19 protein-coding genes are annotated in these 18968 nt (G+C 67.3%); 15 read left to right on the top strand and 4 right to left on the bottom strand.

The window, feature by feature from the left end:
- Positions 1-109 precede the first annotated feature (109 nt).
- The 14 genes from CRO07_RS06200 to recN all read left to right on the top strand — a co-directional run bounded on the left by CRO07_RS06200 (position 110) and on the right by recN (position 14519).
- Positions 110-577 (top strand): GFA family protein, encoded by a 468-nt coding sequence (locus tag CRO07_RS06200; RefSeq protein ID WP_097029801.1) that lies wholly within the window; start codon positions 110-112, stop codon positions 575-577.
- Between the two features lie 101 nt (positions 578-678).
- Positions 679-1845, top strand: coding sequence for a putative lipid II flippase FtsW (ftsW, locus tag CRO07_RS06195; protein WP_097029800.1), 1167 nt, complete (start codon positions 679-681; stop codon positions 1843-1845).
- 1 nt (position 1846) lies between these two features.
- Positions 1847-2941: a UDP-N-acetylglucosamine--N-acetylmuramyl-(pentapeptide) pyrophosphoryl-undecaprenol N-acetylglucosamine transferase gene (locus CRO07_RS06190; protein WP_097029799.1), complete on the top strand. Its 1095-nt coding sequence runs from the start codon at positions 1847-1849 to the stop codon at positions 2939-2941.
- Positions 2938-4350, top strand: coding sequence for a UDP-N-acetylmuramate--L-alanine ligase (gene murC, locus CRO07_RS06185; protein WP_097029798.1), 1413 nt, complete (start codon positions 2938-2940; stop codon positions 4348-4350). Before CRO07_RS06190 ends, murC begins: the two co-directional genes overlap by 4 nt.
- A gap of 13 nt (positions 4351-4363) precedes the next feature.
- The gene (locus CRO07_RS06180) at positions 4364-4597 is read left to right on the top strand and encodes a DUF2484 family protein (protein WP_097029797.1); all 234 of its coding nucleotides are present in this window, start codon (positions 4364-4366) and stop codon (positions 4595-4597) included.
- A complete protein-coding gene (locus CRO07_RS06175; protein ID WP_097029796.1) occupies positions 4594-4848 on the top strand; it encodes a DUF2484 family protein in 255 nt (84 codons plus the stop codon). The genes CRO07_RS06180 and CRO07_RS06175 overlap by 4 nt, the downstream gene beginning before the upstream one ends.
- A complete protein-coding gene (gene murB / locus CRO07_RS06170) occupies positions 4845-5771 on the top strand; it encodes a UDP-N-acetylmuramate dehydrogenase (RefSeq protein ID WP_097029795.1) in 927 nt (308 codons plus the stop codon). Before CRO07_RS06175 ends, murB begins: the two co-directional genes overlap by 4 nt.
- A 41-nt stretch (positions 5772-5812) precedes the next feature.
- Entirely contained in the window at positions 5813-6736 is a 924-nt protein-coding gene (locus CRO07_RS06165) for a D-alanine--D-alanine ligase (RefSeq protein WP_097029794.1), read from the top strand.
- The gene (locus CRO07_RS06160) at positions 6724-7608 is read left to right on the top strand and encodes a cell division protein FtsQ/DivIB (protein ID WP_097029793.1); all 885 of its coding nucleotides are present in this window, start codon (positions 6724-6726) and stop codon (positions 7606-7608) included. Before CRO07_RS06165 ends, CRO07_RS06160 begins: the two co-directional genes overlap by 13 nt.
- Positions 7605-8939 (top strand): cell division protein FtsA, encoded by a 1335-nt coding sequence (gene ftsA, locus CRO07_RS06155; protein ID WP_097029792.1) that lies wholly within the window; start codon positions 7605-7607, stop codon positions 8937-8939. The genes CRO07_RS06160 and ftsA overlap by 4 nt, the downstream gene beginning before the upstream one ends.
- Positions 8940-9119: 180 nt before the next feature.
- The gene (ftsZ, locus tag CRO07_RS06150; RefSeq protein WP_097029791.1) at positions 9120-10742 is read left to right on the top strand and encodes a cell division protein FtsZ; all 1623 of its coding nucleotides are present in this window, start codon (positions 9120-9122) and stop codon (positions 10740-10742) included.
- A gap of 229 nt (positions 10743-10971) precedes the next feature.
- The gene (lpxC, locus tag CRO07_RS06145) at positions 10972-11892 is read left to right on the top strand and encodes a UDP-3-O-acyl-N-acetylglucosamine deacetylase (RefSeq protein WP_097029790.1); all 921 of its coding nucleotides are present in this window, start codon (positions 10972-10974) and stop codon (positions 11890-11892) included.
- A 119-nt stretch (positions 11893-12011) separates the two neighbouring features.
- Positions 12012-12848 (top strand): outer membrane protein assembly factor BamD, encoded by an 837-nt coding sequence (locus tag CRO07_RS06140; protein ID WP_097029789.1) that lies wholly within the window; start codon positions 12012-12014, stop codon positions 12846-12848.
- A gap of 30 nt (positions 12849-12878) precedes the next feature.
- Complete coding sequence (recN, locus tag CRO07_RS06135; RefSeq protein WP_097029788.1) at positions 12879-14519, top strand: DNA repair protein RecN; 1641 nt, start codon at positions 12879-12881, stop codon at positions 14517-14519.
- A gap of 36 nt (positions 14520-14555) precedes the next feature.
- On the opposite strand, the gene CRO07_RS06130 is transcribed toward recN, so the two are convergent.
- From CRO07_RS06130 to CRO07_RS06115, 4 genes are all read right to left on the bottom strand, one after another.
- Positions 14556-15929 carry an FAD-binding oxidoreductase gene (locus CRO07_RS06130; RefSeq protein ID WP_097029787.1) on the bottom strand — a complete coding sequence of 458 codons (1374 nt, stop codon included), beginning with the start codon at positions 15927-15929 and terminating at the stop codon, positions 14556-14558.
- Positions 15930-16070: 141 nt separating this feature from the next.
- Complete coding sequence (locus tag CRO07_RS06125; protein ID WP_097029786.1) at positions 16071-16706, bottom strand: DUF1638 domain-containing protein; 636 nt, start codon at positions 16704-16706, stop codon at positions 16071-16073.
- Positions 16703-16858 (bottom strand): hypothetical protein, encoded by a 156-nt coding sequence (locus CRO07_RS18615; protein WP_097029785.1) that lies wholly within the window; start codon positions 16856-16858, stop codon positions 16703-16705. Before CRO07_RS18615 ends, CRO07_RS06125 begins: the two co-directional genes overlap by 4 nt.
- Positions 16859-16910: 52 nt before the next feature.
- Positions 16911-17609, bottom strand: coding sequence for a corrinoid protein (locus tag CRO07_RS06115; protein WP_097029784.1), 699 nt, complete (start codon positions 17607-17609; stop codon positions 16911-16913).
- Between the two features lie 154 nt (positions 17610-17763).
- On the opposite strand from CRO07_RS06115, the gene CRO07_RS06110 reads away from it, so the two are divergent.
- The gene (locus CRO07_RS06110) at positions 17764-18852 is read left to right on the top strand and encodes a PA0069 family radical SAM protein (RefSeq protein ID WP_097029783.1); all 1089 of its coding nucleotides are present in this window, start codon (positions 17764-17766) and stop codon (positions 18850-18852) included.
- The last annotated feature ends 116 nt before the right edge of the window (positions 18853-18968 follow it).

The raw sequence follows: 18968 nt of genomic DNA, 5'->3' as shown, positions 1-18968 counted from the left end.
CATGTAGCTCGCCTGCGTCGATGGAGCCGAAACCAAACCCAGCAGGTTGCGCCGAAAGAAAACTGTTCCGCGACGGCGATTTCTTCAGCACCCTGTTAGGGAGGTCCGCATGGAAGGACGCTGCACCTGCGGCGAGATCCGCTATCGTCTGACGGCGGCGCCGCTTTTCGTCCATTGCTGCCACTGCACATGGTGCCAGCGCGAGACCGGATCGGCCTTCGCGCTGAACGCGCTGATCGAGACCGCCCATGTCGAGATCCTGTCGGGCCGGCCCGAAACCGTGGCCACGCCCTCGGCCTCGGGCAAGGGGCAGAACATCGCCCGCTGCCCGGCCTGCCGCGTGGCACTGTTCAGCCATTACGCCGGGGCAGGGCACCGCATGGCCTTCGTGCGGGTGGGCACGCTGGACGATCCCGCCGCCTGCCCGCCCGACATTCACATTTTCACCACCACAAAGCAGCCTTGGGTCACACTGGACGGCCGCGTGCCGGTGATGCCCGACTATTACCGCCGCAGCGAACACTGGCCGGCCGAAAGCCTGACCCGGTTTCAGGCCCTGCGCGCCGCCCCGGCCTGATCGCGCCCAGCCTTTCCGCTGGCCTTGAGCCACAGATTTGGCTAAAGTTTGCATGAGACCCGGAAAACGGGCGGATGAGGCAGTGCAGGCGGATTTCACCCATGACTGAGATGGTCTATGGCTCCATGCCCGTGCGGGCGACCGAGCCGGTTCTTCCCCGTTGGTGGCGCACCATCGACAAGTGGTCGTTGACCTCGATCCTTGTGCTGTTCGGGATCGGGCTTTTGCTGGGTCTTGCGGCGTCGGTGCCACTGGCGACGCGCAACGGGCTGGACCCGTTCTATTACGTCCAGCGGCAGGCGTTCTTTGGCGGCATGGCGATGGTGGCGATGTTCGCGGTGTCGATGATGTCGCCCGACATGGTGCGCCGGCTGGGGGTTCTTGGCTTTGCCGGTGCCTTTCTGGCGCTGTTGCTGCTGCCGTTCTTCGGCACCGATTTCGGTAAGGGCGCGGTGCGCTGGTTCAGCTTCGGCTTTGCATCGGTCCAGCCGTCCGAGTTTCTGAAACCCGGCTTCATCATCCTTGGCGCCTGGCTGATGGCGGCCGCGCAAGAGTTGAACGGCCCCCCCGGCAAGACGATCTCGTTCGGGCTGGTGACGGTGATCGTGTTGCTTCTGGCGCTACAGCCCGATTTCGGGCAGGCGGCGCTGGTGCTGTTCGGCTGGGGGGTGATGTATTTCGTGGCCGGCGCGCCGATGACGCTGATCGCGATCATCATGGGGCTGGTCGGATCGGGCGCCTTCTTCGCCTATAACTCGTCGGAACATTTCGCGCGCCGGATCGACGGGTTCCTGAACCCCGATCTCGATCCGCGCACGCAGCTGGGCTATGCTACGAACGCCATTCAGGAAGGCGGCTATTTTGGCGTCGGCGTGGGCGAGGGGCAGGTGAAATGGTCGCTGCCTGACGCGCATACCGATTTCATCATCGCGGTCGCGGCCGAGGAATACGGCCTGATCCTCGTGCTGATCATCATCGCGCTTTACGGCACGGTGACGGTGCGCAGCCTGTTCCGCCTGATGCGCGAACGTGATCCCTTCATCCGGCTGGCCGGCACCGGGCTGGCCTGCATCTTTGGCGTGCAGGCGATGATCAACATGGGCGTGGCGGTGCGGCTGCTGCCGGCCAAGGGCATGACGCTGCCCTTTGTCAGCTATGGCGGCTCGTCGGTGATCGCGGCGGGGGTCACGGTAGGGATGCTGCTTGCGATGACGCGAAGCCGCCCACAGGGCGAGATCGGCGACATCCTGTTCAAGCGGGGGCGCTGAGATGGGCAAACCGCTCCTCCTGATCGCGGCGGGCGGGACGGGGGGGCACATGTTCCCCGCGCAGGCGCTGGCCGAGGCGATGGTGCGGCGCGGCTGGCGGGTCAAGCTGTCCACCGACGCCCGCGGCGCCCGCTATGCCGGGGGCTTTCCCCATGTCGTCCAGATCGAACAGGTCAGTTCCGCCACCTTTGCCCGTGGCGGCGTGCTGGCCAAGGCGCTGGTGCCTGCGCGGGTCGCGGCGGGTGTGGCGGGGGCCATCGCGGGCTTTCTGCGCGACCGGCCGCGGGTGGTGGTGGGGTTCGGCGGCTATCCGTCGATCCCGGCGCTGTCGGCGGCGGTGGCGTTGCGCCTGCCGCGGATGATCCATGAACAAAACGGCGTTCTGGGCCGGGTGAACCGCCTGTTCGCCCCGCGGGTGGATGCGGTCTGCTGCGGCACATGGCCCACCGACCTGCCGGCAAATGTCGAAGGCGGCCACACGGGCAACCCGGTTCGTGCCGCGGTGCTGGAACGGGCGGCCGCGCCCTATATCGTGCCGGGCGACTATCCCATGAGCCTTCTGGTGATCGGCGGCAGTCAGGGCGCGCGCATCCTGTCCGATGTGGTGCCCGCCGCCGTCGCGGCCCTGCCCGAAGGCGTGCGCCGTCACCTGCGCGTGGCCCATCAGGCCCGCGACGAGGATGTGGCCCGCGTTACCCGCGCCTATGATGCGGCGGGCGTCATCGCCGAGGTTCAGACCTTCTTCACCGACATTCCCCGCCGCCTGTCCGAGGCGCAACTGGTGATCTCGCGGGCGGGGGCCTCGTCGGTGGCCGATATCTCGATCATCGGGCGGCCGTCGATCCTGATCCCCTATGCCGCCGCCACCGCCGACCACCAGACGGCGAACGCCCGCGGGCTGGTCGAGGCCGGGGCCGCGATCCTGATCCCCGAATCCGCGCTTGACCCCGCCGCTCTGTCGTCGCAAATCGCCGCGGTGCTGTCGCAGCCCGAGGCGGCGCGGCAGATGGCGCGCAATGCGCTGGCCTACGGCCGCCCCGACGCCACCGAGCGTCTGGTGGAAGCGGTCGAGTATCTGGCAAGGAAGAAGACATGAACGCCGCAACCAAGCTGCCGGGGGAACTCGGCCCCATCCATTTCGTCGGCATCGGCGGTATCGGCATGTCGGGGATCGCCGAAGTGCTGATGACGCTGGGCTACCGCGTGCAGGGGTCGGACGCGAAGGCGTCGAAGATCACCGACCGTCTGGTGGGCCTTGGCGCCAGCTTCTTCGAAGGCCAGCGCGCCGAGAACCTTGGCGAGGCGGCGGTGGTGGTGATTTCCTCGGCGATCAAGAAGGGCAACCCGGAACTGGAAGAAGCCCGCCGCCGCGGCCTTCCGGTGGTGCGCCGCGCCGAGATGCTGGCCGAACTGATGCGGATGCGGTCGAACATCGCGATCGCGGGCACGCATGGCAAGACCACCACCACGACCATGGTGGCCACGCTGCTGGACAAGGGCGGGTTTGATCCGACCGTCATCAACGGCGGCGTGATCCATGCCTATGGCTCGAACGCGCGGGCGGGCGCCGGCGAATGGATGGTGGTCGAGGCCGACGAATCGGACGGCTCGTTCAACCGCCTGCCGGCGACCATCGCCATCGTCACCAACATCGACCCCGAGCATATGGAGCACTGGGGCTCGTTCGAGGCGCTGAAAAAGGGCTTTTACGATTTCGTGACCAACATCCCGTTCTACGGGCTGGCGGTCTGCTGCACCGACCACCCCGAGGTTCAGGCGCTGGTGGGCCGCGTCACCGACCGCCGCATCGTCACCTTCGGCTTCAACGCGCAGGCCGATGTGCGGGCGGTGAACCTGCGCTTTGAAAACGGCATCGCGCATTTCGATGTGGCGCTGCAAAGCGAGGGCGAAGGCCGGGTGATCGAGGGGCTGACCTTGCCGATGCCGGGCAATCACAACGTCTCGAACGCGCTGGCGGCGATTGCCGTGGCACGCCACCTCGGCATGAAAAAGGACGAGATCCGCGAGGCGCTGGCCGCTTTCAAGGGGGTGCTGCGGCGGTTCACCAAGGTGGCCGAGGTGAATGGTGTCACCATCATCGACGATTACGGCCACCACCCGGTCGAGATTGCCGCCGTGCTGAAAGCCGCGCGGCAGGCGGTCAAGGGACGGGTGATCGCGGTGCATCAGCCGCACCGCTATACCCGCCTGCACAGCCTGTTCGACGATTTCTGCACCTGCTTCAACGAAGCCGATGTGGTCGCCATCGCCGAGGTCTATTCGGCCGGCGAAGAGCCGATTCCGGGGACCAGCCGCGACGATCTGGTGGCCGGGCTGATCGCCCACGGCCATCGTCACGCCCGCGCCATCCTGTGCGAGGACGACCTTGAACGGCTGGTGCGCGAACAGACCCGGCCGGGCGACATGGTGGTCTGCCTTGGGGCCGGCACGATCTCGACGTGGGCAAACAACCTGCCCGCGCGTCTGATGGGAAAGGCGGCATGAGGGTCGGTTGAGCATGACAACGCCCCTGCTTCTTTCGTGCCTCTGGGTGATCGCGGCCGCGATCACGGCGCTTTTGCCGATGCGGGCGCAGATCCTGCCGGGGGTGGTTCTGGCGGTGCTGGCGCTGCCGCTGCTGGCCACGCTGGCCGGGGCGCATGGTGCGGGTGCGGCGGGCGCGGGGCTTCTGGCCGCGGGCTCGATCTTCCGCCGCCCGCTGGCGGCGGCCTTGCGGCGGGGGTGGGCATGACCGGATCGATGATGGCCTTTTTCGGCTGGATCGTGGTGGCCTCGGGCATTGCGCTGCTGCCGCGGCGGGTGCATGGGCCGGGGGCTGCGGGGCTGGTCGTGGCGGGGATTCCGCTGGCGGGCTGGGTCACCTACCAGAACGGCCCGTTCTGGGGGATGGCCGCGATCGCCGCCGGTGCCTCGATCCTGCGCTGGCCGCTGATCCACCTTTGGCGCTGGGTGCGGCGCCATCTGCCGGGGCATGTCGAATGATGCCGCCCGTCCGCGGTACGCTGACCCCGCACCGCCCGCTGGCCGATCTGACATGGCTGCGCGTGGGCGGCCCGGCCGACTGGCTGTTCCAGCCCGCCGATCAGGCCGACCTTTGCGCCTTTCTTGCCGCGCTTGACCCGGCGGTGACCGTGTTCCCGATGGGGGTCGGATCGAACCTGATCGTGCGCGACGGCGGGCTTCGCGCGGTGGTGATCCGGCTGGGGCGGGGCTTCAACGCGATCCGGGTCGAGGGCGGGCAGGTGATCGCCGGCGCCGCGGCGCTGGACGCCCATGTTGCGCGCCGTGCGGCCGAGGCCGGGCGCGATCTGACCTTCCTGCGCACCATCCCCGGCACCATCGGCGGCGCGGTGCGGATGAACGCGGGCTGCTATGGCGCCTATGTCGCCGACCATCTGGTGTCGGTTCAGGTCGTGACGCGGACCGGCGAGGCGATGGTGCTGCCGGCTGCCGATCTTCAGCTTTCCTACCGCCACAGCAACCTTCCCGAAGGCTGGATCATCACCGAGGCCACCTTTCGCGCCGACCCGGGCGATCCCGCCGATCTGGCCCGGAAAATGGATGACCAGATCGCGAAACGCGACGCCAGCCAGCCCACGAAAGACCGCAGCGCCGGGTCCACCTTCCGCAATCCGGCGGGCTTCTCGTCGACCGGGCGGGCCGACGACAGCCATGAATTGAAGGCGTGGAAGGTCATCGACGACGCCGGGATGCGCGGCGCCCGGCTTGGCGGCGCGCAGATAAGTCAGATGCATTCCAACTTTCTCATCAACACCGGGGGCGCCACCGCGGCCGATCTGGAAGGATTGGGCGAGGAGGTCCGAAAAAGGGTTTTCCAAACATCCGGAATCCGGCTAGAGTGGGAAATCATGCGGGTGGGCGAACCGCCCGTTAACAAACAATAATAATAACGCGCCCATGGCGCGGCTTGAGGCGGAAGAGATACATGGCGGAACTGTCCGGCAGGGCATTCCCCAGGGTTGCGGTTCTGATGGGCGGTCCCTCTGCCGAGCGGCAGGTGTCGCTTGTCTCCGGGCGCGCATGCGCGGCAGCCTTGCGGGAAGCAGGATATGAGGTGACCGAGGTCGATGCCGGCCCCGACCTCGCCCGCGTGCTGTCCGATCTGAAGCCCGACGCCGCCTTCAACGCGCTTCACGGCCGCTGGGGCGAGGATGGCTGCGTGCAGGGCCTGCTGGAATGGCTGCGCATTCCCTATACCCATTCGGGGGTGCTGGCCTCGGCCCTGGCGATGGACAAAGCCCGCGCCAAGGATGCCTTTGTCGCGGCCGGCCTGCCGGTGGTGGAAAGCCGGCTGGCGGCCGCGTCGGATGTGCGCAGCCGCCATGTCCTGCCGCCGCCCTATGTGGTCAAGCCCAACAACGAGGGCTCGTCGGTGGGCGTCTATCTGGTGATGGATGCGGGCGATGCCCCGCCGCAACTGGCCCCCGACATGCCGGAAACGGTGATGGTCGAAACCTACGCCCCCGGCCGTGAACTGACGGTGACGGTGATGGGCGACCGCCCGCTGTGCGTCACCGACATCGTGACCACGGGCTGGTATGACTATGATGCGAAATACACCCCCGGCGGGTCGCATCATGTGGTGCCTGCCGACCTGCCGGCCGAGATCACGGCGGCCTGTCTGGATCATGCGCTGCGCGCCCACCGGGCGCTGGGCTGCCGCGGGATCAGCCGCACTGATTTCCGCTGGGACGAGGCGCGGGGGCTGGCGGGCCTGATCCTGCTGGAAACCAACACCCAGCCCGGCATGACGCCGACCTCGCTTTCGCCCGAACAGGCGGCCCATTGCGGCATCCCGTTCCCCGAGCTGTGCGCCTGGATTGTCGAGGATGCCTCATGCAACCGTTAGGCGCACGCCCTGTCCGTCGCGACCCCGCGCCCTCGCGCTGGGCCTATCGTGCGCAGCGCCTGTGGCTGACGCCCGCGTTCCGTGCCGCGCTGCGGGTGGGGGCGCCGTCGCTGCTGGCCGTCACGATCATCGCCGCCGTCCTTGCCAGCGCCGATCGCCGCGCGGCGATCACGGGTGTCTTCGCCGGCATCGTCGACAGCTTCCAGCAGCGCCCGGAGTTCATGGTCACGGCTCTGTCGGTCGATGGTGCTTCGGTCGAGCTGTCCGAGCGTATTCGCGCCACGCTGGGGTTGAAGCTGCCGGTCAGCTCGTTCGACATCGACCTTGCTGCCGCCCGCGCGCGGATCGAAACCATCGACGCGGTGGCTGCCGCCGAAATCCGGGTGCGGTCGGGCGGCGTGCTGGAAGTGCGCGTGACCGAGCGCGAGCCGGCCCTGATCTGGCGTCGCGGCACCGGGCTTGTGCTGCTGGATGAAACCGGCCGCCGTGTGGACAACCTTGCCTTCCGCAACGAGCGGTCGGACCTGCCGGTGATCGCGGGCGACGGCGCCGAACTGGCGGTGCCCGAGGCGCTGGAAATCCTTGCCGCGGCCAAGCCGATCCTGCCGCGCATCCGCGGCCTTGTCCGCATGGGCGAGCGGCGCTGGGATGTGGTGCTTGACCGTGGCCAGCGCATCCTGTTGCCGGTGACCGAGCCCGTGGTCGCGCTGGAGCGGATGATCGCGCTGGATGAAGCGCAAGACCTTCTGGATCGCGATGTGATCGCGGTGGACCTGCGCCTGAGAGACCGCCCCGTTCTGCGTCTGGCGCCCTATGCGCTGGCCGAGATCCGCCGTGCCCGTGGCCTCGATACAAGTGGAAGCGACCTATGACCGATCTTTACCAGTCCCAGCGCGCCATGAGGAACATGCGTCGCGCCGCCATGCAGCGGGGCGTGATTGCCATTCTGGACGTGGGTTCGTCCAAGATCACCTGCCTGATCCTGCGCTTCGACGGGCCGGACCGGCTGCGCGAGAATGACGGCGTGGGGCCGATGGCGGGGCAATCCTCGTTCCGGGTGATCGGGGCCGCCACCACCCGGTCGCGCGGCGTGCATTTCGGTGAAATCTCGGTGATGAACGAGACCGAGCGCGCGATCCGCACCGCCGTGCAGGCGGCGCAGAAGATGGCGAATGTGCGGGTCGATCACGTCATCGCCTGTTTCTCGGGGGCCGAGCCGCGCAGCTATGGTCTGGCCGGCGAGTGGGAGTTGCAGGATTCGGTGGTGACCGAACAGGACGTGGCGCGCGTTCTGGCCGCCTGCGAGGTGCCCGACATCGGTCCCGGCCGCGAGGTTCTGCACGCCCAGCCGGTGAACTTCGCGCTGGATCATCGCACCGGCCTTGGCGATCCGCGTGGCCAGATCGGCAACCGTCTGTCGGTCGACATGCACCTTCTGACGGTCGAGGCGGGGGTGATCCAGAACCTGCTTTACTGCATCAAGCGGTGTGATCTGGAACTGGCCGGGATCGCGTCGTCTGCCTATGTCTCGGGCGTGTCCAGCCTTGTCGAGGACGAACAGGAACTGGGGGCCGCCTGCATCGATCTGGGCGGCGGCTCGACCGGGATTTCGATCTTCATCAAGAAGCACATGATCTTTGCGGATTCGGTGCGGATGGGCGGGGATCATGTGACCTCGGACATCTCGAAGGGGCTTCAGGTTCCGATGGCCACCGCCGAGAAGATCAAGACCCTGCACGGCGGCGTGGTCGCCACCGGCATGGACGACCGCGAGATGATCGACATCGGCGCCGATACCGGCGACTGGGACAAGGACCGGCGCACCGTCAGCCGGACCGAACTGATCGGCATCATGCGCCCGCGGGTCGAGGAAATCCTTGAAGAGGCCCGCGCCCGGCTGGATGCGGCCGGGTTCGAACATCTGCCCAGCCAGCAGATCGTCATCACCGGCGGCGGCAGCCAGATCCCGGGCCTTGACGGTCTGGCCGCGCGAATCCTTGGCCAGCGGGTCCGGCTGGGTCGGCCCTTGCGGGTGCAGGGCCTGCCGCAGCAGGTGTCGGGGCCGGCGTTTTCCTCGGCGGTGGGGCTGTGCCTGTTCGCCGCGCATCCGCAGGATGAGTGGTGGGATTTCGACATTCCGGCCGAGCGTTATCCGGCCCGTTCGCTGAAAAGGGCGATCAAGTGGTTCAAGGACAACTGGTAACCCCCAGATCCTGCGTCGCCAGCGAAATACCGCTTATGCGGTGTCTGCCGCGTCCATATTTTGTGGGCGTTTGGCCTTTTTTTGGTGACGTTGCCGGCGTCTGCCGGTAAAGTTCGACCTAATGCGGAAAGGGCGCTGCCGAAAAGCGCCACGGGACAACGAAAAGCAGGCGGATTGGCAATGGCACTCAACCTCATGATGAACAACTCGCGTGAAGAGCTGAAGCCGCGCATCACCGTGTTCGGTGTGGGCGGGGCCGGCGGCAATGCCGTGAACAACATGATCGAGCAGCAGCTTGAAGGCGTCGAGTTCGTGGTGGCGAACACCGACGCGCAGGCGCTGCAACAAAGCCGGGCGACCGCGAAGATCCAGATGGGGGTGAAGGTCACCGAAGGTCTGGGCGCGGGCGCGCGTCCCTCGGTCGGTGCCGCCGCCGCCGAAGAAACGATTGAAGAGATCGTCGATCACCTTGCCGGCGCGCATATGTGCTTCATCACCGCCGGCATGGGCGGCGGCACCGGCACCGGCGCCGCGCCGATCATCGCGCAGGCCGCGCGCGAGCTTGGCGTGCTGACCGTGGGCGTGGTGACCAAGCCGTTCCAGTTCGAAGGCGCCAAGCGGATGCGTCAGGCCGAGGAAGGCATCGACGCGCTGCAAAAGGTGGTCGATACGCTGATCATCATCCCGAACCAGAACCTGTTCCGGCTGGCCAATGAGCGCACGACCTTTACCGAAGCCTTCGCCATGGCCGACGACGTGCTGTATCAGGGCGTGAAGGGCGTGACCGACCTGATGGTGCGGCCGGGCCTGATCAACCTCGACTTCGCCGACGTCCGCGCCGTGATGGACGAGATGGGCAAGGCCATGATGGGCACCGGCGAGGCCGTGGGTGAAGACCGCGCGCTGCAAGCCGCCGAAAAGGCCATCGCCAATCCGCTGCTGGATGAAATCAGCCTGCATGGTGCCAAGGGTGTGCTGATCAACATCACCGGCGGCTATGATCTGACCCTGTTCGAGCTGGACGAGGCCGCCAATGTCATCCGCGACAAGGTGGACCCGGATGCCAACATCATCGTCGGCTCGACGCTGGATCCCGCGATGGAGGGGATGATCCGGGTTTCGGTCGTGGCCACCGGCATCGACGCCACCAAGCCCGCGTTGGAAATTCCGGTGCCGCGGCGCTCGATGGCGGCGCCGCTGCCGTCCAGCTTCTCGGCGCCGGAACCGGCGCCCGCGCCGCGCCGCGAGGTGGTGCAACCCGCCGCCGTCGCGCCCCAGCCCGCCCCGGTCGAACCCGCCGCCAGCCTGTTCGACCCCCACGCCGGCCAGTCCTACGACACCGACCATTACGCCGACGAGGATGAGGTTCCGCCGCCGGCCTACCGCCCGCAGGCCCAGCCGCAGCAGCGCGCAGTCGCCTCGCACGAGCAGGACGCCGCCGCTTTCGTGGCGCCGCGCCCGCGTGCCCCGGGCGCCCCGTCGCCCGAGGCGCTGGCCCGGCTTCAGGCCGCCGTCGCCAAGACCCCCGCGCAGCAGGCGCAGGCCGCGCGCCCCGGCATGGCCACCGGCCAGCAGCGCCCCGCGGCCCCGGTTCAGCGCCCCGCCGCGGGTGCCGCCGACAAGCCGCGCTTTGGCATCGGTTCGTTGATCAACCGCATGGCGGGCCATGGCGAAGGCCAGCCCGAACGGGCCCCGGTCGCCCGCCCGCAGCCGCCCGTCACGTCCTACGATGACGAGCCGGAACTGTCGGCCGATCAGGAGCGGATCGAAATCCCGGCTTTCCTGCGCCGGCAAGCGAACTGATCCGTTCACATGTCAAGATTGAAAGGTCCGGATTGCCCGGGCCTTTTTTATTGTTGAAACAGTATCTTGTGGTCGGGTCTTGCAGTGTCGGCGGCTTTCCGGCCGGTCTGTTACAAGCCGTCACAAAGAGTGAATTGTGATGAGACGCGCGACACTTTACCTCACAATGCGAAGGCGGGCCCGAACCCGTCGGCGTGAACCGGACGTTAATCCGGAAAGGAAACAGGCCGTGCAGTGCACCTTGAAATCCGCAGTCAAGTTCACCGGTGTCGGGCTCCATTCCGGCGCGCCGGTGCATATGGTGGTCAAGCCCGCGTCGGCTGATTACGGGATCTGGTTCCGCCGCGTCGATGTCACATCGGGCGACGCGCTGATTCCCGCGCGCTGGGATGCGGTGGTGCCGTCGCGGCTGTGCACGCTGGTGGCCAACCCTTCGGGCGTGACGGTTTCCACCATCGAACATGTCATGGCGGCCCTTGCCGGTTGCGGCATCCACAACGCCCTGATCGAGATCGACGGCCCCGAGGTTCCGATCCTTGACGGCTCGTCCGTGCCGTTCGTCGACGCATTCCTTGCCCGTGGCCTGCGCGAACAGGCCGAACCCGTGCGCGCCATTCGCATCCTTCAGCCGATCGAGGTGCGCGACGGCGAGGCGGTGGCCCGGCTTGAACCGGCCGAGGGTTTCGAGATCGATTTCGCCATCGATTTTGCCGAGGCCGCGATCGGCCGTCAGGCCAAGGTGCTGAACATGGCCAACGGCGCCTTCGTGCGCGAGTTGTGCGACAGCCGCACCTTCTGCCGCCAGCAGGACGTCGATGCGATGCGCGCCAACGGCCTTGCGCTGGGTGGCACCTTCGAAAACGCCGTGGTGTTCGAGGGCGACCGAATCCTTTCCCCCGGCGGTCTGCGCCATGCCGACGAACCCGTGCGCCACAAGATGCTGGATGCGCTGGGCGATCTGGCGCTGGCGGGCGGGCCGATCATCGGCCGCTATACCGGCATCCGCGCGGGCCATGCGCTGACCAACCGGCTTCTGCGGGCGCTTTTTGCCCGTCGCGACGCCTTTCGGCTTCAGGATTGCGGCCTGACGACCGGCTGCAAGCTGCCGGGCGTCGGTGTCCACCGCTCGGACATTCCTGCCCTGCGCTGATCCGGCCGGAACCCGCAAAGGCGTTTTGCGCCCCGGATTTTTCTGTGCTAGGACCGGGCAAACAGCCGCCGCCCGACCTTCGGGTGATGGTGGCGACAGAGGGCAGAGGTAAGCGGAACATGGTGACGTCTGGCGCGCGGTTGCTCGGCATGGCCCTGTGCGTCGTGCTGGTTTCCAGTTGTGGCGGCGGCAGCAACAAGGAACCGCCGCTTGAAAATCTCACCGCCGAGGAAATCTACAAGCGCGGCGAATACGAGCTTGAGGCGCAGACCAAGCCCGACCGGGCAATCCGCTACTTCTCAGAGGTCGAGCGGCTTTACCCCTATACCGAATGGGCGAAGCGGTCGCTGATCATGCAGGCCTACAGCTATCATCAGGCCCGCAAATACGAAGAAGCGCGCGGCGCCGCGCAGCGGTTCCTGGATTTCTATCCGGCGGACGAGGATGCGGCCTATGCGCAATATCTGCTGGCGCTGTCCTATTACGACCAGATCGACGAGGTCGGCCGCGATCAGGGCCTGACCTTCCAGGCGTTGCAGGCGCTGCGCACCGTGATCGAGACCTACCCGGAAAGCGAATACGCGCAGTCGGCGGTGTTGAAATTCGATCTGGCATTCGACCATCTTGCCGCCAAAGAGATGGAGATCGGCCGCTATTACCTGAAGCGCGGCCATTACCCGTCGGCAATCAATCGCTTCCGCACTGTGGTGCAGGACTTCCAGACCACGACCCACACCGCCGAGGCGCTGCACCGGCTGGTGGAATCCTATCTTGCGCTGGGCCTGACCAACGAGGCGCAGACGGCGGGGGCGATCCTTGGGCACAACTTCCGGTCCAGCCCGTTCTACGAAGACAGCTACAAGCTGCTCGCCGGGCGTGGTCTGACGATGGAAGCCAAAGGCGACAACTGGCTGTCGAAGGTCTATCGCCAGATGATCCGCGGCGAGTGGCTCTGACACGGCCCAACCACCGGACGGGGCAGGGCGATGCTGCGCACGCTTGATATCCGCGACATGCTGATCATCGATCGGCTGTCGCTGACGTTCCAGCCGGGGTTGAACGTGCTGACCGGCGAAACCGGGGCGGGCAAGTCGATCCTGCTTGATTCGCTGGGCTTCGTGCTGGGCTGGCGCGGGCGTGCGGAACTGGTGCGCGCGGGGGCCGACAAGGGCGAGGTGATCGCCGTGTTCGACCTGCCCCCCGGCCATGCCGCCCGCGCGGTGCTGGAAGATGCCGGGATCGAGGCCGAGGACGAGCTGATCCTGCGCCGGGTGAATTTCTCGGATGGTCGCAAGACGGCGTGGGTCAATGACCGCCGCGTGTCGGGCGAGGTGTTGCGCGGGCTGTCGGATACGCTGGTGGAACTGCATGGCCAGCACGATGACCGCGGCCTGCTGAACCCGCGCGGCCATCGTCAGATGCTGGATGCGTTTGCCGGGCTGGATCTGTCGGCATGCCGCCGCGCCTGGGCCGCGCTGGGGGCGGCGCGGCGGGCACTGGCTGCGGCCGAAGCGGCGCTGGCCGCCGTCCGCGCCGAAGAGGATTTCCTGCGCCATGCGGTGGCCGAGCTTGACAAGCTGGACCCGCAGCCCGGTGAAGAGGCCACGCTGGACACCCGCCGCCGCGACATGCAGGGCGCCGAGCGCATCCGCGACGACATCGCCCGCGCCCATCGCGCACTGTCGGCCGAAGGCGCCGAAAACCTGATGGTGGACGCGCTGCGCTGGCTGGAAGCGGCCTCGGACCGCGCCGGCGGCCGGCTCGAGGCGCCGCTGTCGTCGCTGTCGCGCGCGCTGATCGAACTGGGCGAGGCGCAGGACGGCGTGGCGGCTTGTTTGGCCGATCTCGATTTCGATCCGCGCGAACTTGAGGCGATCGAGGAACGGCTGTTCGCGATCCGGGCCTTGGCGCGGAAACATTCGGTGCTGCCGGATGAGCTTGGCTCGTTCGCCGGCGATCTGCGGGCGCGGCTGGCGGCGCTGGACGGCGGCACCCGCCAGATCGGCAAGCTGCATGTCGCGGTGACCGAGGCCGAGGCCGCGTGGCAGGCCGAAGCCGCGGCGCTGTCGGCGGCCCGGCGTGCGGCGGCAGGGCGGCTCGATGCGGCGATGGCGGCGGAACTGGCGCCCTTGAAGATGGAACGCGCGGTGTTTCGCACCGAACTGTCCGAAGCCGAGCCCGGTCCCGAAGGCACCGATGCCGTGGCTTTCACCGTGGCCACCAACCCCGGCGCGCCGTCGGGGCCGCTGAATCGCATCGCCTCGGGGGGGGAACTCTCGCGGTTCCTGCTGGCGCTGAAGGTCTGTCTGACCGGCGACGACCCCGGCCTGACGCTGATTTTCGACGAGATCGACCGCGGCGTGGGCGGTGCCACCGCCGATGCCGTGGGCCGCCGCCTGAAGGCGCTGGCCGAGGGGGGGCAGGTTCTGGTCGTGACCCATTCGCCGCAGGTGGCGGCGTTGGGTGGCCATCACTGGCGGGTGGAAAAGCGGGTGGCGGCGGGCATGACCACCTCGACCGTGACGCCGCTTGCTGCGCCCGAACGGGTCGAGGAAATCGCCCGGATGCTGGCCGGCGACACGATCACCGAAGCCGCCCGGCAGGCGGCGCGGGCGCTGCTGGACTAGCCCCGGCTGCCGCCGGCCCGCGTGATCCGGGCGGTCTTACGACGGGCGCACCAGCTTGCCGGGGTTCATCAGCCCCATCGGGTCAAGCGCGCGTTTGATGCCAGCCATCACGGCCCAGCCTTCGCCATGTTCGGCCTGCATATAGCCCAGCTTGCCAAAGCCGATGCCATGTTCGCCGGTGACCGTACCGCCAAGGCGCAGCGCGCGGTCGGCCATCCGGCCCGACAGCCGCTTCGCCTCGGCCAGCTCGGCCGGGTTTTCGGGATCGACCAGCAGGATCGCATGGAAATTGCCATCGCCGACATGGCCCAGAATCGGCCCCGGCACCGGGCTTTGCGCCAGATCGGCCTGCGTTTCCTCGACCGCTTCGGCCAAGCGCGAGATCGGCACGCAGACATCCGTCACCCAGCCCTGACAGCCGGGGCGCGAGGCCAGACAGGCGCGATAGGCCGCGTGGCGCATCTTCCACAGCCGGGCCCGATCCTCGGTCCGCGCCGCCCACTGGAAACCCGCGCTGCCATGTTCGGCCGCGATCTCGCCAAAGCGTTCGGCCTGTTCCGCAACGCCGGCTTCGGTGCCATGAAACTCGATCAGCAGATGCGGTTGAAGCGGCATCGCCATCTGGGCAAAGGCATTGCAGGCCGCGACCGAGGCGGCGTCAAGAAACTCGATCCGGGCCATCGGGATGCCGTGCTGGATGGTCTCGATCACGCAATTGACCGCCGCGCCCATGTCGGGAAAGGCGCAGACCGCGGCCGAGACCGCCTCGGGCTGGCCATGCAGCCGCAAGGTCAGTTCCGTGATCAGGCCCAGCGTGCCCTCTGATCCCACGAACAGCGCCGTCAGGTCGTATCCGGCCGCCGATTTCGGCGCCGCTGTGCCGGTGCGGATCACCCGCCCGTCGGCCAGAACCACCTCAAGCGCCAGAACATTGTCGCGCATCGTGCCATAGCGCACCGCGGTGGTGCCCGAGGCGCGGGTGGCCGCCATCCCCCCGATCGAGGCATTGGCGCCGGGATCGACGGGGAAGAACAGACCGGTGTCGCGCAGCGCGGTATTCAGCGCCTCGCGGGTGATGCCGGGCTGAACGCGGACGATCATATCCTCGGGGCGGATTTCAAGAACCTGATCCATATGGGAAAAGTCGATGGTAACGCCGCCATGCAGCGCCAGCGCATGGCCTTCAAGCGAGGTTCCGGCCCCCCATCCCACCATCGGCACGCCATGACGGGCGCAGATCGAAGCGATGTCCGACACTTCGATGGGGGTGCGGGGAAAGGCCACCGCATCCGGCGGGCCTGCGTGCAGATGCGTCTCGCTTTGGGCGTGCTGGTCGCGAACGGCTTTAGCGCGCGACAGCCGGTCCCCCAGCAGGGTTTCAAGTTCCAAAAGCGCCGCATCGATACCCATGATCCCCTCCGATAACGCGCGAAGACCCTATGCCAAGCCGATCCGCTGCGAAAGACCCGCAGGTGTGGCTTGAAGACTTGCAACAGGAAAGCCCGAAATCGGGGCCCCGGGTACCCCGCGTCTTTCACCTGTCGAACATGGTCAGGATCCGGCCGCGGTCCGCAGCGCGTCGGTCAGATCGCCATAGCCGGTAAAGCGCCGCTCATAGGCAAGGCCCAGCCGCGCGGCGCAGTCCTGCGCCTTGGCATCCAGCGCGGGGTCTTCGGTCTGCGCCTGATAGACCAGCTTGGTGTAATGGCCGAAATACATGTCTCGCAGCTCCGGGTGCCGGTCCAACCCCATGGGCCGCCAGACAAAGGCATCGAACTGCCGGACAAGGAAATCGGTCAGATAAAAGGCAGTGAACTCATCTTCGGCATGGGCGGCGAAAGCGGCGTTGCCTTCAAAAAACGAATAGCAATGCGGGCCTTCGACCATCTCGACGCCCAGTTCCTTGCACTTTTGCTGCAACGCGCCGCCAGTGCCGCAATCGGCATAGACCACGAACACCTGCGCCCCGCCTGCGGCGCGCACCGCGGCCTCGACCGCTTCCACGATCTTTTCGGGACGCAGATGCAGCTTGGCCGGCAGGCATTGCAGGTCAAGATGGTCCCAGCCGTTCGCCCGTTTCAGCGCCAGAATCTCATGGGCCAGTGCCCCGCAGGCGATCAGCCTCAGCCGGCCCTCACCCCTTGGCGCCAAGCCTTCGTCAGACAGAATCCGGTCGTCCAGCGTCATGTCCGGCGCCACAGCCGCAGCAGCAGGCTGGCCAGAAGCGCCACCAGCGCCACCGCCCCCAAGGGCCAACCGGCGCCGGAGACCAATAAAACCGTCGCCCCCGCAGCAAGGATGACGGTTCCGATCAGCAGGAAGAACAGGGCAGGGGGCATGGCAGGCTCCTTTCCATGACAGATGAGGATGCCTGCCGCCCCCGCCAAGGGCTCAGGCGCTCATCCGGTTGTGGCGGCGCGCGACATGAACCTTCGCGGTCTCGACCGCCACCGCCGCGTCGCGGCAATAGGCATCGGCACCAATGGCGCGGCCAAACTCATCGTTCAGCGGCGCGCCCCCCACCAGCACGATATAGTCGTCGCGGATGCCCTTTTCCTTCAGCGTGTCGATCACGACCTTCATATAGGGCATCGTGGTGGTCAGCAGCGCCGACATGCCCAGAATGTCGGGTTTTTCGGTCTCCAGCGCCTCAAGATATTTCTCGACGGCGTTGTTGATGCCCAGATCCACCACCTCGAAGCCGGCGCCTTCCATCATCATCGCGACAAGGTTCTTGCCGATGTCGTGGATGTCGCCCTTGACGGTGCCGATCACCATCTTGCCCATCCGCGGCGCCCCGGTTTCCACCAGAAGCGGCTTCAGGATCACCATGCCCGATTTCATCGCATTGGCGGCCAACAGCACTTCCGGCACGAACAGGATGCCGTCGCGGAAGTCGTTGCCGACGATGGTCATCCCCGCCACCAGCGCCTTGGTCAGGATGTCGTAAGGCGTCCAGCCGCGCTCGATCAGGATGTTGACCGCCTCTTCGATCTCGTCCTTCATCCCGTCATACAGGTCGTCGTGCATCTGCAGCACCAGATCCTCGTCAGACAGTTCGGACAGGATGATCTCTTCGTCGTCAGCCATGGCGGGCTCCTCGGGGCAGGGGTTTGAATTTCAATGCGACCAAAGGCCGTGCCGCACTCATCGAATTGCGACATCGGGCGGATGAAAGCCGACAGCGGGGCCGCGGCGCGGCTTTCCGGTGGCGCGAGTTCCCTGTTCGTTCTAATCTTCGCGCATGACAGCCCGCGATCCCAGCCTGCCCCGCGCGATCAGACCCCGCGCCCGCGGCGCCCTCTCGAACGAGGCCGGCCGCTTCGAACCCGCGCGCCACGAGGCGTTCGACGACGGCTGGCACCTGCCCGAGGACGAGCGCCTGCTGCGGACCGAGATCCGACACGAGCGCCCCCGCTCGGCTCTTGCCTACAACCGCTCGCCCGACCTGCCGTTCGACCGCTCGGTGAACCCTTACCGGGGCTGCGAACACGGCTGCATCTATTGCTTTGCGCGGCCCTCGCACGCCTGGCTGAACCTGTCGCCGGGCCTCGATTTCGAAACCCGCCTGATTGCCCGCCCCGGTATCGGCGCGGTGCTGAACCGGGAACTGCGCGCGAAAGGCTATAAGGTCGCCCCGATCGCGCTTGGCACGAACACCGACCCCTACCAACCGATCGAGGCCCAGCACCGCGTCATGCGCGAAGTGCTCGAAGTGCTGCACGCCTTCCGCCACCCGACAGCCATCACCACCAAGGGCACCCTGATCGGTCGTGACCTCGACCTTCTCGCCCCGATGGCAGCACAAGGCCTGCTCCGCGTCGGCATTTCGATTACCACGCTCGATCCCGACCTTGCACGCCGACTCGAACCGCGCGCCCCGTCCCCCGCCCGCCGGCTTCAGGCGATCCGCACCCTGTCCGATGCCGGCATCCCGGTCCGCACCATGGTCGCCCCGGTCATCCCGGGGCTGACCGATCATCAGATCGAACCCATCCTCGAAGCGGTGGCCGGCGCCGGCGCTGTCGCCGCAAGCTGGATCATGCTGCGCTTGCCGCTTGAGGTCGCGCCGCTGTTCCGCGCCTGGGTCGAACATCACCACCCCGACCGCGCCGCCAAGATCCTCGCCCGCATCCGCGACATCCATGGCGGGCGCGACTACGATCCGGCGTTCGGCCGCCGGATGCGCGGCATGGGGATCTGGTCCGACCTGATCGCCCGCCGCTTCCAGCTTGCCACTGCGCGCCACGGCCTCGACCGGCCCCAGCCCCGCCTGCGCTGCGACCTGTTCCGGCCGCCGCCCCGGATCGGAGACCAACTTTCGCTGTTCTGACCGCATGACCATCCCTTGACCGGCCGCCGCCCTGCACACGCGCGCGCGCCCCGCTGTTTCACGCTGGCAAAAATATCCTCGGGGTCGGGGGTCCGGGGGAGGGGCAGACAGCCCCG

The sequence above is a fragment of the Cereibacter ovatus genome, assembly GCF_900207575.1.
Taxonomy (GTDB): domain Bacteria; phylum Pseudomonadota; class Alphaproteobacteria; order Rhodobacterales; family Rhodobacteraceae; genus Cereibacter_A; species Cereibacter_A ovatus.
The sequence above is the reverse complement of the archived record's forward strand: the minus strand, read 5'-3'. Positions and strand labels throughout refer to the sequence as shown.